The sequence below is a fragment of the Marinarcus sediminis (SeqCode) genome (assembly GCF_048571275.1).
Classification (GTDB): Bacteria; Campylobacterota; Campylobacteria; order Campylobacterales; family Arcobacteraceae; genus Marinarcus; species Marinarcus sediminis.
The window spans coordinates 398,738-416,762 of record NZ_CP182357.1 but is presented as its reverse complement, the minus strand read 5'-3'; the positions used below and the strand labels follow the sequence as shown (position 1 = coordinate 416,762).

At 28.4% G+C, this 18,025-nt stretch carries 18 protein-coding genes and 1 pseudogene; 1 reads left to right on the top strand and 18 read right to left on the bottom strand.

Annotation, left to right across the window (positions count from 1 at the left end):
• Window positions 1-4: 4 nt before the first annotated feature.
• The 18 genes and pseudogenes from ACNI3C_RS02055 to ACNI3C_RS01970 form a co-directional block, all read right to left on the bottom strand.
• Window positions 5-151: pseudogene (locus tag ACNI3C_RS02055) on the bottom strand (acyltransferase); the annotation flags it as partial.
• A 382-nt stretch (window positions 152-533) separates the two neighbouring features.
• A complete protein-coding gene (locus ACNI3C_RS02050; RefSeq protein ID WP_419770598.1) occupies window positions 534-1,610 on the bottom strand; it encodes a radical SAM/SPASM domain-containing protein in 1,077 nt (358 codons plus the stop codon).
• On the bottom strand, window positions 1,600-2,463 hold the full coding sequence (locus ACNI3C_RS02045) for an NAD-dependent epimerase/dehydratase family protein (RefSeq protein WP_419770597.1): 864 nt from the start codon (window positions 2,461-2,463) through the stop codon (window positions 1,600-1,602). The genes ACNI3C_RS02050 and ACNI3C_RS02045 overlap by 11 nt, the downstream gene beginning before the upstream one ends.
• Complete coding sequence (locus ACNI3C_RS02040) at window positions 2,460-3,173, bottom strand: nucleotidyltransferase family protein (protein WP_419770596.1); 714 nt, start codon at window positions 3,171-3,173, stop codon at window positions 2,460-2,462. The genes ACNI3C_RS02045 and ACNI3C_RS02040 overlap by 4 nt, the downstream gene beginning before the upstream one ends.
• Before the next feature lie 39 nt (window positions 3,174-3,212).
• Window positions 3,213-4,796, bottom strand: a complete 1,584-nt coding sequence (locus ACNI3C_RS02035; RefSeq protein ID WP_419770595.1) for a hypothetical protein — start codon at window positions 4,794-4,796, stop codon at window positions 3,213-3,215.
• Window positions 4,786-5,919 carry a dTDP-4-amino-4,6-dideoxygalactose transaminase gene (gene rffA, locus ACNI3C_RS02030; RefSeq protein ID WP_419770594.1) on the bottom strand — a complete coding sequence of 378 codons (1,134 nt, stop codon included), beginning with the start codon at window positions 5,917-5,919 and terminating at the stop codon, window positions 4,786-4,788. Before rffA ends, ACNI3C_RS02035 begins: the two co-directional genes overlap by 11 nt.
• Window positions 5,916-6,731: a class I SAM-dependent methyltransferase gene (locus ACNI3C_RS02025; protein WP_419770593.1), complete on the bottom strand. Its 816-nt coding sequence runs from the start codon at window positions 6,729-6,731 to the stop codon at window positions 5,916-5,918. Before ACNI3C_RS02025 ends, rffA begins: the two co-directional genes overlap by 4 nt.
• Before the next feature lie 230 nt (window positions 6,732-6,961).
• Window positions 6,962-7,885, bottom strand: coding sequence for a lysylphosphatidylglycerol synthase transmembrane domain-containing protein (locus tag ACNI3C_RS02020; protein WP_419770592.1), 924 nt, complete (start codon window positions 7,883-7,885; stop codon window positions 6,962-6,964).
• 1 nt (window position 7,886) lies between these two features.
• Window positions 7,887-8,744, bottom strand: a complete 858-nt coding sequence (locus tag ACNI3C_RS02015; RefSeq protein ID WP_419770591.1) for a sulfotransferase domain-containing protein — start codon at window positions 8,742-8,744, stop codon at window positions 7,887-7,889.
• Window positions 8,741-9,790: a sulfotransferase domain-containing protein gene (locus ACNI3C_RS02010; RefSeq protein WP_419770590.1), complete on the bottom strand. Its 1,050-nt coding sequence runs from the start codon at window positions 9,788-9,790 to the stop codon at window positions 8,741-8,743. The genes ACNI3C_RS02015 and ACNI3C_RS02010 overlap by 4 nt, the downstream gene beginning before the upstream one ends.
• A complete protein-coding gene (locus ACNI3C_RS02005) occupies window positions 9,783-10,724 on the bottom strand; it encodes a glycosyltransferase (protein WP_419770589.1) in 942 nt (313 codons plus the stop codon). Before ACNI3C_RS02005 ends, ACNI3C_RS02010 begins: the two co-directional genes overlap by 8 nt.
• Entirely contained in the window at window positions 10,721-11,413 is a 693-nt protein-coding gene (locus tag ACNI3C_RS02000; protein ID WP_419770588.1) for a WbqC family protein, read from the bottom strand. Before ACNI3C_RS02000 ends, ACNI3C_RS02005 begins: the two co-directional genes overlap by 4 nt.
• 12 nt (window positions 11,414-11,425) lie before the next feature.
• Window positions 11,426-12,616 (bottom strand): UDP-N-acetylglucosamine 4,6-dehydratase, encoded by a 1,191-nt coding sequence (locus tag ACNI3C_RS01995; RefSeq protein WP_419770587.1) that lies wholly within the window; start codon window positions 12,614-12,616, stop codon window positions 11,426-11,428.
• Between the two features lie 61 nt (window positions 12,617-12,677).
• Complete coding sequence (locus tag ACNI3C_RS01990) at window positions 12,678-13,940, bottom strand: nucleotide sugar dehydrogenase (RefSeq protein WP_419770586.1); 1,263 nt, start codon at window positions 13,938-13,940, stop codon at window positions 12,678-12,680.
• Window positions 13,941-14,121: 181 nt separating this feature from the next.
• Entirely contained in the window at window positions 14,122-14,592 is a 471-nt protein-coding gene (locus tag ACNI3C_RS01985; protein ID WP_419770585.1) for a threonine/serine exporter family protein, read from the bottom strand.
• Between the two features lies 1 nt (window position 14,593).
• Window positions 14,594-15,367, bottom strand: a complete 774-nt coding sequence (locus ACNI3C_RS01980) for a threonine/serine exporter family protein (protein ID WP_419770584.1) — start codon at window positions 15,365-15,367, stop codon at window positions 14,594-14,596.
• Between the two features lie 14 nt (window positions 15,368-15,381).
• On the bottom strand, window positions 15,382-16,740 hold the full coding sequence (locus ACNI3C_RS01975) for a hypothetical protein (protein ID WP_419770583.1): 1,359 nt from the start codon (window positions 16,738-16,740) through the stop codon (window positions 15,382-15,384).
• A complete protein-coding gene (locus tag ACNI3C_RS01970; RefSeq protein ID WP_419770582.1) occupies window positions 16,737-17,132 on the bottom strand; it encodes an SET domain-containing protein-lysine N-methyltransferase in 396 nt (131 codons plus the stop codon). The genes ACNI3C_RS01975 and ACNI3C_RS01970 overlap by 4 nt, the downstream gene beginning before the upstream one ends.
• Window positions 17,133-17,214: 82 nt before the next feature.
• Here ACNI3C_RS01970 and ACNI3C_RS01965 point away from each other — a divergent pair, with 82 nt between their 5' ends.
• The gene (locus ACNI3C_RS01965) at window positions 17,215-17,943 is read left to right on the top strand and encodes a methyltransferase domain-containing protein (RefSeq protein ID WP_419770581.1); all 729 of its coding nucleotides are present in this window, start codon (window positions 17,215-17,217) and stop codon (window positions 17,941-17,943) included.
• Window positions 17,944-18,025 lie beyond the last annotated feature (82 nt).

Here is an 18,025-nt window from a genome sequence, read left to right as displayed (position 1 = left end):
ATTCCCTATATTTTATTATTTTAGCAGGTATTCCACCTACAATCGCGTAATCAGGTATATCTTTTGTTACGACAGCATTTGCACCTATCACTACTCCATTTCCTATTTTAACACCTGTTCCAATCCAACAATCTTCACCAATTGTTGTATCTTCTATAATTGCATTTTGATTCATAATTAAATTATCTTTTTCAAATCCATGACCTTGATCAAGAATTTGAACAAATGCTCCAATCCTAGTATAGCTACCTATAGTAATATTTCCCTTTGCAGTTATCATATTATGTCTTCCAATAACAACATCATCTCCAATAATTACTCTTGGATTTGGTTTTGTTAATTGTAAAAAAGCATAATCTTGAATAACAACATTATTGCCAATTTCCAATACTGCACCATCTGTCAGATGAAACTCACTGTTGCGTTTAATAACACAATTTTTGCCAGCAATAATTCCAAATCTTTTTATCTTATATAAAGTTATTAATGATTGTATTACTCCACCCTTATTTCTGACAGAGGCTTTATCAACTTTATTCTCCAACATTTTGTGCTCTATTCACATAATTTAAAATATCAAATTTTCTGCCATTTACTTCTGATGTTTCACTGGCTTCTGTTGCTCTTGGAAGATAACATCTCTTACATACATCGAGATTTTTATATCCATCCTGTTTTTTATGTAATGCTCTTACTTTATTTAAAGCTTCTCCATGCCATATATTATAAATTGTTTCGATGTTTGCATTGCCAATGATATGATCATTTTCTTCATCATTTGAACACATCATCACAGAACCATCAGCACCAACAACCAATCTTTGGTAGAGTTGAGGGCAAGAAAAATTTTCAATGTATACAATATCAGAATCATTTTGTAAGTAATCTATTAAAGGATTAAATGCTATTAAATTAGTTATAGGCTCAAATGTATTAAAAAATTTAGAAGGGTCTTTTTTGATTGATGGCCACAATGACTGAATTTTTATAACAGGTTTGTGCAATCCATTATCTAACTTATACTGGTGCATATCTTTTATTTTTTGTAAAGTATCATTGAATTTTAAAGGTTTTCTGATTTTTTCATATTTATCATCTAATCCATCGACTGAAATTGTTATCCAATCGATTCCTGCATCAACAATCTTTTTGAAATATTCAAGTTCAAGTTTACTGCCATTTGTAAGTGTTGATATTTCATTTATACCTTTATCTTTAGCATATTTTATACATTCAATAAATTTAGGATGAAGTGTTGATTCTCCTCTTAGGCTAAGTCTTAGTGCAGGAACTTTCCCTGCAATTTCGTCAATAATTTTTTTAAATAATTCAAAGTCTAGAAGCTTCGCATTAACTTTTTCCTTGAATTCATCTGTAATTGTATAGCACATAGGACATTTCAAATTACATACAGAAGCAAGTTCCAAATCAACCAATAAAGGATATTCATTCACAATCTGTTCTAATGGAAATTTACTCCAGTTAGCTCTATACTCAGTATATTCACTTTTCCATCCCTCTGATTTATATTCTTCAAAAAGTTTTTCTCTTTCTTGTGTTTCAAAACTATTATAGTTACCTTTGTTTATTGGTATGTTTTTAATTTGCATTTTTCATATCCTTTAAAATTTCTGTTATACCATCTTCAAAACTAAAGGTAGGTTTCCAATTTAAATCATAATTTGCTTTTTTGATATCTGCAACCACATTCATAATTTCATTTTGTCTTTCTTGATTTTCTGATATAACTTCTTTATTTGTAGGTGCAATTTTTTGTATTATATCAATAATCTCCTGAACGCTCAATTCCTCGCCTGAACCAAAGTTATATACAGAAAATTGTTTCTCATTATCTAAAGTTTTGATTAATCCCGAAATTAAATCATCCAAATATATATAATCTCTTTTTGGATACAAGTCTTTTACTTTTATAACCTCATCATTTAACACTTGCTTTATAATATATGGAATTAAAAACATATCTTTTTGATTTTTTCCATAAATATTAAATGGTCTTGCGATAGTTACTTTTACATTGTAATACTCTGAATAAAATCTACAGAGTTCTTCTGCTAAATATTTAGAATGAGCATAAGGATTATTTGATTTTATCGTAGCATCTTCAGTTATTGGTAATTGCTCAGGTAATCCATATAAATATGCACTTACAAATGTTAACGGTATATTTTTATGTCTGCATAATTCTAAAATCTGTCCTGTACCTAAAACAGATGTTTTGTAAAATTCTAAAGGATTTTCCCAACTATCTGGAACAAAAGTTTTAGCAGCAAGATGAAATATATGATAAATATCTGTATTTTCATACTCTTTCAAAAAAATATAATTTGATATATCTCCATCTGATGAATTAAATTTGATTACATTAAAACCAAAACTTTCAAGATTTTCTATAAGAGCTGACCCAATAAATCCATTAGCTCCAGTTACTAATATTGACTTCATTTTATAAATTTTTCTTTCATACTATCAAACTCTTCTATTGCTTGTGCATAGTCATCAGGTCTTCCAATATCAAGCCAATAACCATTAAACTTTTCTACTTTTGGTTCTTCTTTATTTTTCATCAAATCAAGCATAAGATGATCAAAACCATAAAAAGTATCTTCTGGAATATAATCTACAGCTTCTTTAGAAACCATATAAATTCCCATACTCACATCATAAACTGATACTGGTTTTTCTTTAAAACCTGATAATGTATTCCACTCATCCACTTCCAATACTCCAAATTCTGATCGTACTTCTCTTTGATATGATGAAATGGTAAAGATATTTTTATTGTTTACATGATTTTCATAAAATTTACCATAATCTAAATCTGTCAAAATATCTCCATTCATTACAAGAAAATTATCTGGTAAATTTTTGATAAGTTTTAATGGTGCCATTGTACTCAATGCTTTTTCTTCAAGTGAATAATCAATTTTTATACCCCATTTGGAACCATCACCAAAGAACGCCTTGATTATCTCTGCTTGATGATTAACGGCCATAGTAATATGAGTAAATCCATGCTGTTTTAACTGTCGGATAATCACTTCTAGTATAGGATATTCCCCAATTGGCATCAGTGGTTTAGGTAGAACTACAGTATAAGGTTTAAGTCTAGTACCTTTCCCTCCTGCTAAAATCACTGCTCTTTTTTCTTGCATTTTTATCCTTTATTTTTAACTAATTTATTATACAAATAATTACTTTTCTGTAAATTCTATAGAAATTAAATTTGAAATTTCTTTTTTAAACTCCAACGGTTTAAAAAGTTCTAAGTATTTTAACCTAAATAAATATTTTATATTCTTTCTGATACTTTTTTGATTAAAAAGATTACTGTTATCTTTGATTGTAAAATATATTTTTTCATTTTCATTCCATGTATAAAAATTCATCTGTTTTCTATTTTTATAAGAACTATATCGTCTTAATTCTTTTTCTGAATTTACAAAAAACTTATCATCTTTTCCAAAAGCTTCTCTAGACATTCCATTAAATTCGTAAAAGCGAACATATCTATTTTGAGCTAAATTTTTTTTAATTTTATTGTTAATTATAAAAGTATTGTTTTTAATAATTAAATCATTGGTTTTAAAGTTTTCTATAATACTTTTTTGATAATACCAATCAATATTATATTTAATTTGTTCTTTCATATGAAACATTATAAAAGATATAATTAGTATTAAATAAACAAAATATTTAACTATTTCTTTAAAATTTAATAAATTTGAACTAATTTGAATACCATAGTATAAAATAAAAGAAAACCCCAAAGGCAATAATAGTTGAAATCTAGACGCCCAATCACCTAAACTTGGTGTTTTCCCAACTGCTATGTATGGGAAAGCTCCTAAAAAAAATATCACTAATCCCAGAATAAATAAATAAACATCTTTTTTATGCATCTCATTGTTTTGTCTTGTGAATAAATTGGATAATAACAGTAACAATAATATAAGAATTATTATAACAGAACTCATAGAAAAAAAAGAAATTTGAATAGGTACAATAAAGTTCGATTGAAAAGTTTGAAAATATAGCTTCAAATTAATAATATTATTCAAATTAATTTTATTATACCCTTCACTTAAACCACTCGGAACAAAATAAATAGATTTAATTACAAAAAAAATTATGGGTAATAAAATAAAATCTATTTTGGTTTTAATAAATGTATATATATTTTTCAATACACTATTCTCATAAGAGTAAGTAATATAAAAAATGTACAACAATACTATAGCATAAAAGACCAATACTGAATTTGTTCCAAAACTTATAAAGAATAAACACAACAGTAAAATTCTAAAACCAATTTTACCTTTCTCATCTACTAAATATTTACTTAGTAAATAAAAGGCAAAAAAGAAAATACAAATTCTTAGATTGGATTGGAAATTAATTAAAGCAATTTTTGCACTGTTTAAAGGGGCTATAATAAAAAATAACACCACAAACATTCGTTCTAATTTTGAAATAAAAGTTAATCGAGCCAATATCTTAAATATGAAAATACCACTGAAGAAAATGAATGAAAAGATTAATACTCTACTTAAAAATATCCCTATATCACCACTATTTGCAATTATATAACGAATAGGAGTATTAATATAACCCAAATTTCCAGCTGCTTGAAGAAACATTTGTAAGACAGCATCATATTCTTGGTCATATAACTCCCAATCATCCCAATAAATACCGTTGTAATTTATCAAGAAAAAAACGTTTGCTATCGTGTAAATAATAAATAGTATTAATATACTTTTTTTATCACTTTTCAAAAAACTCATTTATAACTCCACAAATTTTAGTAATCTCATCTCTTTCTAATCCATAATACATGGGTAATCTTATTAAATTTCCACTTAAAATCGTAGTAAATTCATCTTTTCCATCGAATCTTCCAAATTTTATTCCAGCTGGCGCTGTGTGAAGTGGTACATAGTGAAAAACTGCATTTATACCGTTTTGTTTTAAATATGCAAGCAATGTTGTTCTCTCATCAAGATTTTTAACTTTAATATAAAACATGTGGGCATTGTATTCGTCAGCATGAGAAATCACAGGAAGTTTAATTAAATTGTTTATTTCTAATTGTGCTAAGCCATCATAATAATTCTGCCAACTTTGCAATCTGTCTTGATTTATTTCTTCGGCAAATTCAAGATTTCCCCATAGATATGCTGCACTAACGTCGTTCATAAGATAACTGCTTCCTATATCTACCCACGAATACTTATCTACCATTCCACGAAAAAAGAGACTTCGGTTCGTCCCTTTTTCTCTTATAATTTCAGCTCTTTGGATAAACTTCTCATCATTAATAATAAGCAGTCCACCTTCACCAGCACTTGTGTAGTTTTTTGTTTCATGAAAGCTGAACGCTCCAAGATGTCCTATCGTTCCAAGAGCTTTTCCCTTGTATGTACTCATCATGCCTTGCGCTGCATCTTCAACCACAAAAAGGCTATGGCGATTTGCTATATCCATGATAGTATCCATTTCACACCCAACACCTGCATAGTGAACAGGTACTATTACTTTTGTTTTATTAGTAATAGCTTGTTCTATTTTTGTTTCATCTATATTCATAGTATCTGGACGAATATCCACAAAGACTATTTTGGCACCACGAAGGACAAAGGCATTTGCAGTACTAACAAAAGTATATGATGGCATAATCACTTCATCCCCCATTTGTATGTTAAGAAGTAATGCAGCCATTTCCAAAGCATGTGTACATGACGTTGTGAGAAGAGCTTTTTTACATTGTAATTTATCTTCAAACCAATTATGACATCTTTTTGTAAAATATCCATCTCCTGAGATTTTACTGCTTTTCATTGACTCTAAAACATATTTTTCTTCATTTCCTGTAGATGTTGGACGGTTAAATGGTATCAATTTTTTTTCCTTGCAATCACAAATAAACTTCCACCAAACCAATTTGGTAAAAACTTATTGAGTTTATTCTCAATTCTTGAAATAAAAAGTAAAATCTTGCTAAGCAGTGTATTCATGGAAATATCATGATTATATTCTTCATCCCTTACTTTACGTCCATCATCTTTATTTAAAATTCTTCTTAAAAATAGAAGTGGCGTTATACTTATAAAAAAGTATCTAGCAGTTAAAACTTCAAAGTTATTTTGTTCTAATTTTTCAACCAACTCTTTTTTTATATATCGTATTTTGTGTCCTGCTCTTGCATCATCTCGATTCCATAACCACATATGAGAAGGGACAGTAATCACTATTTCCCCTCCCTTTGTAAGCATATTATGAACATTTTGTAAAGCTATATTATCATCAGGTATATGCTCCAAAACATCAAACATACAAACAGCATCAAACTCATTTTCAAAAGGAGTATCAAGCAAATCAAACTGATAGCAATTTTTCATCCCATAACTTTGAGCATACTTTAAGCCATTTAAGTGCATCTCACCTACAGAAATATTTTCATATCCATTTTTTTGTAAATATCTTGATACGTTTCCAGTACCTGCACCTATTTCAATAACTTTTTCTTTTTTAGACGTATATTGTTGGATATTTTGTAAAATGAACTCTTTTCGTGCTATAAACCAAAAATGTTTTTCCTCTTGCTTGTATAATTTGTCTAAGCCTTTGGCTTTGTAATCTTCGTGAGATTCTTTTTGATTTTCATGAAAGATTTTTACACCATCTAATTCTTTATACTCTTGTGTTATCACTAGATACCTCTACTTATTATAAATATCACAACCATCGTAATTAAATCTCCACTATTTTAGTTGCACTAATTGTCTATCCAAAAACAAAACTGAAAATATAGAAACAAATATCAGCCCAAAAACAATAAATGAATAATCATAACTTATTTTAAATTTGCTCATAGCTATCAACAAGCATGTTTAAAAAAAATAATCATCTAAAACTCTTATCAATGTAGTTTATATTGGCATCAATTAATGCTGTCATTTTTTTCCGTAAATATAATATTTGATTTAAATTTAAACCAATAAATTCCACCTACTATGGATACAATCCAAATTGTAGCCCTATTTAATATAGCAAAGGCAAATGCTGTTTGTTCAGGTACATTAAATAAGCTTAATCCGAAAACCAATGAAACTTCTACAACACCTAATCCTCCTATACTAATAGGTAACATACCTGCTATCTGTGAAACAAATGCTACTAAAATTAAATCAAAAAAATTAAAGTCATAATTTAAGACCCAAAATATGAGTTGGAATTTCAACAAACGTACTATGAATACAATTATGTTTAATACAACAAAAGCATATAACTTTGTTTTTTCTATTTTTAATAAATCAATTTTAATATTCTCATATATTTTAAAAATTTTATCTTTAAAGTTATTTGTAAAAATAAAAAATATGAATGGCAATAATATTGCAAAAAACAACAGCCAATAGACTTTATTCATTTCAATACTCAGATTTTGTATGAACCAATTTGAATTAAATAAAAAGTAGAAGGTACTGAAGATCAATAAAACTACTAAGCCTGAAAATCTGTCAATACCTATTTTGGCAATTCCACTACTTACAGAGAGCTTATTTTTCCTTAAAAAATTAATTTTGTAAAAATCACCCGCCACACCACCTGGTAAAAAATTACTAAAAAATTGGCTTACAAATGATAATTTTATAGTTTCTTTATAACTAGATACATAATTATAAATCAACATATGTAATCGAAATGCTTGCAACAATAAAAGTAAAAAGGAGATGAAAATAATCGATATAAGTTCAATTAATGTAATTTTTTTAAAAGTGAGCAATAGTTCATTTATATTTATTAAGGAAAATAAATATAAAAATAAAATAATTCCAATTATATATTTAATATATTGAAACACTTTAAATCTCTATGATTGATTTTTGTTTAAAGAGTTCACTAATATACTTATGATCGTTTTCAAATAAAGATTTTACTAAGTTCTGCTCTTTATCAGAGTATTTGTCTTTTAGAATTACCTTTTGTACTCCTTTTGCCTCTTTTAACTCTCGTTTTTCTCTTAGCTTTAATATTAAGCTCTTTGGAAAAAGCTTTAAGATTAATGCAACTACTCCTTTTATCTGAAGCATTCTATCAAACAGTTTACTTCCTTTTCTTCCACTTGCATTTATTTTTGAATTATTAAAATTATTATCATTAAACCAGTTTTCAACCTCTAAAAAGTTTTCAATAGCCTTTAAAACAGTTAAGGGTTCTTTTTCAAAAAAAGCAAAATCATATATCAAAATTCGCCCTTTAAAAGTTTGCATATATGCTTCTATAGTTTTAGAAACTTTTTCATTTCTAAAATCTATATGCACTTTTTCACCTTCTCTATCTATTGTGCATCCTTTTGTAATAAATTTTTCAAAAGAAGGCATATTAAAGCCATTGGAATACTGTTCATAAAACGAATAAATCCATTCATAAGGATTTCTAATACATAATATAATCTTAGGATTGTCTTCAAAACTTTTTAACCTGTCTAACGCTTCATTATCTGTAAAATAGACGCCACAAATATCAATAGCAATCTCATTTTCTTTTTTATCATTAAAAAAGTTTTTGTACCACTCAATCCCTTTATTAAAATTATGTGCAAAAAAACAAACTTCTTTTCTTGCTGGTAAAAATATTTGAGGATGTTTTTGTAAGTTATGATACATAAAAGATGTACCTGCTCTTGACATTCCAGCCATGATTGCATTAATTGTCTTCAAATTTTATCCTTGCTATTTTTTTGATATCGTACTAATTGTTTTTCTATATTTATTGGCAATGAACTATAATTTTTATCCAAATGAGTAGAATCTTCTATATTATAATCTTTAAATTCTTTAATAATAGTTGTATCTGGTAAGGTTAAAAAGTCATATTCCATTAATATCATTTCCTTGTGACATACTGTTTCAATGTAATGAATTTCACTTTCTGATAAAACATGTTTATATCCGCCTATAGATTGAAAAGAGATAAAAGAAGTTTGTGTATCAAAAGAAGTATTGGCTTTCCAAAGTTCACCATTACTATCACAAATACCATCTGCAAAATGATTAATTTTAAACGAGTTTATTTCTAAAAATTGGGTAATTGTAGAAAGTGTGTTATAAGTATCCTTAACTAAATCTTCATATTTAATATATAATATATTTGGATTTGTCTCGAAGTTCTTAATATAATCTATTGTTTTTAACCAAGATTCTAAAATGAATAAGGTAGGTTTTTTATTTCCTAAATATTTCTCTTTTTTAGGATAATTTACAGAAGCAACAACATCCTTGGGATTCCTTATAATAACAATTACTTTAGTATTATTTTCACTTAAAAAAGGTAAAAATTCCTCACACATTATCTCTTTTGTCCCAAAATACTGTACTTTATTTTTTAATAATGCATTTGTAATAATTAAATCATAGAGCTCTAAAAAAGTATACTTTTCTCTAACGGGAATTTTAAATTCTATTTTAGTCATTTGTCCAGAATAGGTTTTCATTTCTTCAAATATCTTTTTAATAGCATCATAATTTATTGTGTACTCAAATAAAAAATTCCTAAATTTCTCAATTTCATAATCTCCATTAAAACAATTATCATTTAAAACATAATATTTTTCAATTCCTATACTTTTTAAAAAAGCTTTTTTCACTTCAACAAAAAGTAAAGGAAAAGGTTGTGATAAAATTTCAATCTTTTCATGGTTTGAGAGCAATTTTTCTAAAAGTGTCGTCCCCGAACGTCCCATACCTGTAATAAAAATTCTATTCATCTTTTTTATTCTTTATTTCTCTAATAAAATAATGAGGTCTGTTTTCAGACGTATGAATAATGCGTATTAAGTATTCCCCGATAACTCCAAGCGTAAACATAATCATTCCACCAAAAAATAGTATTACCACCATTAATGAACTCCACCCTTGAAAAGCTATATCAAAAAATATTTTTCTATAAATAATTATACCTGCATACATAAAACTTAGTAACGCTAAGATGAGTCCCATATATCCTATATATTTTAAGAGTAAAGAAGAGTTATTAATCAATAAATTGGTAAAAAGTTTAATCATTTTACCTAATGTGTAGTTACTTTTTCCCTCTTCTCGTGCATAATGTGGAACTTCAACATTCACAATATCAGTAGAAACCAAAAACAGCAATGCAGGAATAAATGGATAAGACGTACCTATTTTTAAGATATTATCAGCAATAATCCTATTAAACAACCTAAAAGATGTTAGTTTAATATGCTTTGGTTTATCTAAAATAATATAATCAAAATATCCTTTAATATAACTGGTTACTCTTTTAAATATATTGTGTTTTTTACTTTTGAATTTTGCTATAACTATGTCATGTGATTGTTTTTCTATAAGCTTTAATATATCAAAAGGGTCATGTTGCATATCATCATCCATGGTAATTACATATTGTCCTATTGAATTTGAGATGCCACATAACACTGCTGATTGTTGACCAAAATTTTTTGTTAATTCAATAACTTTAATATTTGCATTATTGTTAAATACACTACAAAGAACAGCACATGTCTCCTTATCAAAAGGACTATCATTCACAAAGATAAGTTCATATCTCTTATCTTTTAAATCAACACAAAAAAGTTCATCTACTTTTTGTGCTAATATTTTCAAAGACTCTTTTGATTTATATACAGGAACAATTATGGAATAATCTATTTTTTTCATTTAAAACTCTTCATAAATTTTGTTGCATTACTGCCTTCATTAAATATCAAATCCAAAATACTCACACCATGTTCAAAAGGTGGATGAAGTTGTTCATACTCTTTATATTCGCTATAATTCATCCATTCAATTTTTATATTTTCTTGTTTTGCTAATGATTCATTAAAATAATCTTTTGCAGCTGGTCCACTTAAGTATTTATTTGATTCACATTGTTTACAAATACTAAGTAGTTTTTCAGTTTGCCCATCAATTAGTTCAAATTCACTTGAGTATCGTAATTTAGTTTTTATCCCTAGTATGTCATTAATAGTACTAATAAACTTATAATTAATTTGACTTAAGTACTCTTCATTGCAAGTCAGATATAACTCTTCAAAAATATCTTTATACTCTTTATAATAGTTGGCTTTTGAATAGTTTTGTGAAAGCGTTCGCCAATGTTTAATATTCCATTTTTTATCTGAAATTTTAGTATCTTTTATTTTTTGCTCTAAACTTTCTTGTTTTACAGGAATTGTTAACCACTGTACCCCTTGTAAAGTTTTAATTTTATTGCGATTTCTCCAATCATTTTTAGTGTATTGAACTTCATCATAAAATACAAATTCATCCACCATATTAATAAGGTCAAAATAACCTTTCCATGGGATATAGTTAGATTGTAATATTGCTATTGTTTTAGACAAAACATGCTTCTCTTACATCTTTCCATCAAGATATTTACCAGTTTCTTTATGTCCAAAGTCTGGAATCATACTAAAAAATTCTTTTACAATATCATCTTTTGTCCATAGTAAATCTTGTTTAAAAATTTTAATTGTAGTTTCAAAATGATTGAGTTTGTTTTCATCAAATATAGGTTCATTTTTAATAATTCCAAGATTCTCAAATTTATCCATATCTAAAACTTCTTTATCTGTAAAAAACTCTTCAAAATCTTTTTCACCTGTTGTATCACTAGAGGTAAATAAACAAGGCCATTTACCCTCAGATGGCAAAGTTTTCGCTAAATCTCTTGCTTCATCTTCTGTTTTACATAAATAAGGTTCATATCCTAAATCTTTTAAATACTTAATGGCAATATCAGCAAAAGTAATAAGGTGTAAATTTTCGCTAAGTTTTGGGAAAAATATATCTCTATTTTCTCCAAAAATACAAGACATAAGACAAAGCTCTCCACTTTCTTGTGGAGTAACAAAATATCTTTTTATATCATTTGGTGCAACAATTGGTTGATTTTTCTGAATTCTTTGATTAAATCCATGAAGTAAACTTCCATCACTAAAAGCAACATTGGCAAATCTTGCCATTGAAACATCTATTTGTTGAGATTTTCGCATTACAAACATTTCCATAATTCTTTTACTTGCACCCATCATATTAACTGGATTCGCAGCTTTGTCAGTGCTTACACAAAAATATTTTTTGGTTCCATTTTCAATTGATTGTTGTAAAGTTTTATCCGTATTAAAAACATTAGTTTCAATCATTCTCATAAGAGTAAAAGGGTCTTTTTCACTTCTTACATGTTTAAGAGCAGAAAGATTTAAAACATAATCATATTTTCCATCCGCTTTAATAAAAGCATCATATTCACTACTTCCAATATCAAGTGCAAAAGTAGCAAATTCTCCATTAATATACCCAAAAGAACTTCTTATATCTCGAACAAGTTCAACCATATTATTTTCTGATATGTCAACTACATGCAGTTTTTTAGGATTTCGTTTAAATATCTCTTTTGTTACAGCTTGTCCTATACTTCCAGCTCCACCAATTACTAAAAAAGTTGATGTTGATACTATTTCTGAAAGTTTTTCTTCATAATTCTTTATATCATCGTCAAAAAGTTCTTTGGTACGTCCTATTAAATTTAATATTTTGCTCATTTATTACCCTCTATATTTTATTGTTTTTATCCAATGAATTGAACTTTATTACATTATATATTTATAATCTCTCATCAATAATAGATTTATCCAAAAATGATTTGACATCAAAAATAACTTGATTTTCGCTTTTTTTAAGATTTAATTTTCGAAACTCATTGTGTCCAACAGCTAAGATAATGGCATTATAATTTTCAATATTTAATTTTTTATCCGTATCTAAAATATCAATATTATATTCATGTTTTACCTCTTGAGCTTTTGCCCATGGGTCATATACATCAATGTTGCAACCGTATTCTTTTAATTCATCAATAATATCAATAACTTTTGTATTTCGAATGTCGGGACAATTTTCTTTAAAAGTTAATCCCAGAATCAAAACGTTAGAATTTTTAATGATAAAACTTTTTTTAATCATAAGTTTTATTACTCTTTCTGCAACATATTTCCCCATGCCACTGTTTATTTGTCTGGCACCTAAAATTAAATTTGGTTTGTACCCTAATTCTTGAGCCTTATAAGTAAGATAATAAGGATCAACTCCAATACAATGTCCACCAACTAATCCTGGGGTTAATTTAATAAAATTCCATTTTGTTGCTGCTGCTTCAATGACTTCATTTGTGTCAATTCCCATGGTATGAAATATTAATGCCAATTCATTGATTAAAGCAATATTGACATCTCTTTGTGTGTTCTCAATAACCTTACTGGCTTCGGCAACTTTGATACTTGAAGCTTTGTGTGTTCCAGCTGTAATAATTGATTGATACAAAGCATCAACTTTATCTGCAATTTCTGGCGTACTTCCAGAAGTTACTTTAAGGATTTTTGTAACGGTATGTTCTTTATCTCCGGGGTTAATTCTTTCAGGAGAATAGCCACAAAAAAAATCTTCATTAAATTTTAAGCCACTTATTTTTTCTAGTTCTGGTACACAAACTTCTTCTGTAACACCAGGATAAACGGTAGATTCATAAATAACAATATCATTCTTTTTGAGTACTTTTCCAACACTTTGCGATGATTTTACAAGAGGAGTAAGATCTGGACGATTACTTTTATCTATTGGAGTTGGAACCGTCACGATATAAATATTTGCATCTTTGATATCATTAATATTTAACGTAAATTTCATTCCATTTTTCAGAGATTCTTTGACTTGTTCATCAGACAATTCAAGTGTTTTGTCAAATCCATTGTTAAGTTCGTCAATTCTTGGTTGATTTATATCAAAACCAACAACTTCATACTTTTCACTAAACGCATGGGCCAAGGGTAACCCAACATAACCAAGTCCCACTATACATATTTTGTCCATTTAATATTCTCTTTTATCTTTAGCTTGTTTTATAAACACTTAGCAATATTCTTTAACTTATTTTTAGTTAAAAGATATTGCAGATATTGTACTATTCCTTTGAATTGTATAGTTTTACTACTTTAAACAGAATTAAAACATTATAATTAAATAATATACTTATTACTTTTCATTCACTTTTTTAAATAATCGGTCGATTGTATCGTATGAAGTAAAGCGATGGCAGTGCTAAGCCAAAGCTGATGGCTCCTAAGATTGAGATTGATTTCAAGCCGTTTTCTACGAACAAGGAGATGAGTTCTGGAGAGACACCATGGGTGTTCATATCCATCAAACTGATCATGGCACTAAAGGCGTAGGTTCCTGGGATGAGAGGAATAATCGAAGCTACGGTGTAAATGGGTCTTGGAACGATATATTTTCTTGACCAATAGACCGTAATCATGCCTATGAGAAGGGATGCCAAAAAGGTTGAGAGTTCAATGGAAAGTCCCAGATTCAAAAATAGGGTTCGGGTTGTGTAAGTAATCGCTCCACCTAAAGCACAAAATTTTAATGCACTTTTAGGCACATTAAAAACCATACCAAAGCCAACGGCGGGAATGGCTGAAAATAGGGCATCAAGTAAGAATTTAATTAAAATGGCACTCATCTTACCACCCCTTAATATTTAAAATTGACATGGCAAAAATAATGCCCATAGAGGTTGCCAGAGTTAAGAGTGTGGCTTGAAGCCATCTTCCCCAACCCATACTCAAATACCCTTTTACCGCATCTAAAAAGGAGTTGATAAAAGGAAATCCAGGTACAAGCAAAAGCACACTGGAAGAGAGTGCAATATTGGCAGTGGAACTGATTCCATTGAGCTGTGAAAGACTGGCAATGAGCGTTGCTACAAAAGCGGTCATGCCAAAACTCAGCAGTAAAATAAACTGTTTTCGTGCCAACTCTTGTCGAACAAACATGGCTACAGATGAAGCCAAAAAGGTAATAAAAAATGCAGGCATATCTGCCCCTCTTAAATAAGCAAATGAAGCACAAGCAAATCCTACCATAAAAACAACCAACCAACGATTGTAGTAATTAGGTTGAATATCTTTGAGCAGTTGCATCACCTCTTGGACGGGGTGTTGATGTTTTTCTAAATTAATGCAAATGGTTTGAACATCACACACTATGGACATATTGATAGGTTTATGATGTGCTCTTCTTGTGGTGGTAACCGATTGATCTTGTTTGAGTGTGGTCAAAACAATCGCAGATGGAATCAGTGAAATTTCAACCGAATCAACGCCTAGGGCTTTACCCATACGTTGTGAAGTCTGTTCTATAAGTTTGCTTTCTGCCCCAAATTCAAGCATTAACACAGCTGCTTTGATAATAGCACGGGTAATTTTGGTTTGTTCTTCATAGCTGAGTGTTTTCATGCGTTTAAACTCACTTAAGTGCTTTTTTTGAATAATTTTTTTACTCTGTAATAGGTCTGTTTATAATAGGCTATAAATATAAGTAAAAATGATGTTGCTGTTAACATAAGTAATAAATTGTTTTCTAAAAAAAGCAAGTATGATTTGTGTTCTCCATTGGCTTTTAGCCCCAGTAAACTGAAAAAGTCAACGGATATACTTATCACTGAAAATATTTGAATAATGGCCAAGAAAAAGAGAATATTACTCTGTTTTTCTTGAATGGTATTTCTTTCAATACTGAGTTTTCTGTCCAGTGAAGTTTGACAAATTTGCAGTGTTTTTTCAATATTGTCATAATCTTTTTGCATACCCCAGTAATTTTCCATCTCTTCAAATATTTCTGATTGAAAAGGTTTTAATTCTGAAATAAATTTACTTTTTTCAAAAATCAGATTTTGAAAAGCCACTTCAAGTTTATCGAAAATTTCGACTTTATCATTCAGCGAATTATAGTCGTTGTTAAATCTTATCTCTTCGTACAGCTTGCTTAAATAGGGTTTATAAAAATTGTCAATTTGGAAATATATATTTTGTAAATTCAGAAAAATTGGAATCAGTTTCAAATCATCGCTGTTTTTAATTCCATAAATGGTTGCAAATCTCCAGCCAAGAAAAAAGATATAAGGAGAATTGGCGTAATTAAACATTTCAGTTGACTTAGATTTTAAAAATGAAAAATTTTCAAAGCTCTCTTTTTTTTCATCGATGAGGTCAATATGGTGATTCGTTGTCAAAAAGTCATCTTTGTATGATTGTATATTTTCAATATGTGTAAAATCAAAATTTGAGTAAGAACTAAAAATATAGCCACTGTTTTCAATGATATTACAAGATTTCGTATCATTGAATATTTCATTTATACTTTTTATTGCATACTCTCTTATATTTTCTGCCCACTTTGAAATGGTTGTATTGCCATTGATGCTGTCTACGACCAATTCATTTCTGATATTTTGATATAAGCCAATCAAATTATCTGTGTGAAATTTAGAGTTTAATTCAATGGAAATTTTAAAGACAATAAAAAATATTTTATAGTCTTTATCATAAAAAACGGCATGCGTCGTCTCTTCTTGATTGAGATGTAAAAAATCTAAACCATTAAGAAATTTGAACTCATAGTTTTGAGTGTTGTTAAAGTCATTTAAAAGGTATAAATCATGTCTTTCGATAAATTTTAAATAATCTACAATACCACAACAATGGCTGTTTTTATAGTTGTTATCGACTTTTTCCCAATTCTTATTTGGAATAAAATTATTCGACTGAAGATAAAAAAATGTTTGTTCATTAAATAATATTGGTTGGAAACAGAAAAAATTTATAATCATAAATAGTCACCTATGTTTGTAATATATTCATCGGGTAAAGGCTCTTTTCTATAATCAAGCGTCAATTCTTCATTGAGTTTGATGCTCTTTTTAGTGATGATTCTTAAGGGATTATAGTGAATCTCTAAATTGGGTTCTCTGCTATGATTGATAAAACTGTATTTTGTTCTATACGGACGAACGAGTAAAATATTTTTTGTAATTGCATTCCACTCTAAGGTAAAATCATACTCTTTATGCAAGTCCCATTGAATGAATTGCCCATCAAGTTCGCCTAGAGTAATATTTTCATCAATATCTGCATTGGCAAATAAGCCATTGCCATGAATTGAACTTTTTGAAATATATGAAAACTTCAAATTATCAATAACATCTTCTAAATCATAATTCATTTTTAAGTGTAGCTCCGATAAATATAAATTTAGAGTATTTTACATAACTTTTACTATAATATAACTTCCTTGGGAGATAATAATGAACAAACACTATGACAACATTGCCGATGATTTTGATAAAAATTGGAGTTTTACACCTGAATATATGCATTGGATGGTAACAAAAATAATAGAATTATTGGATTTTAAAAACAGCGATATTTTTGTAGACATAGGTGCAGGAACAGGACTTTATACTAAAAAAATTGAGAGTGAAGTTGCTTTTAATGAGCCCATTTATTTTGTTGAACCCTCTTTGGATATGACAAATATTGCCAACGAATATAATAAATTTACCCTATACAATGAAACCAGTGAAGATTTTTTAAACCGAAATAAAAAATTTGACAAAATACTCTTTAAAGAGGTCATTCATCATATCTTTAATCGAGAGGCAATGTGGGAAAAACTTTTTTTACAACTCAATCACAATGGAAAGTTTTTACTTATAACGCGTCCACAAAATACAAAAATACCGCTATTTAAAAAAGCAAAAGAGAAGTTTAAAGCCAATCAACCCGATTATAAATTGTTTGAAAAAGAAGCTAAAAAAGTGGGCTTTAAAATAGATACAACCATTGAGAGTTTTAATTTTAGCGTTGATAAACAAAAATGGTACACCATGTTAAGAGAGAGATTTATGTCTGATTTAGCAGAATTTACACGTGAAGATATTGAAAAAGGCATTGAAGAGTTAGAAAATCAACTCTCAAACAATAATATAGTAATAGAGGATGAAATCATATTTATCGTTGGGCATAAAGTTTAAATTGAGTCATGGCGTGTAGAGTGATTTGTATTTGACTAAAAGTTAGAAATTAATACTTCTTTTTTGTTATAATGTAAAAAAC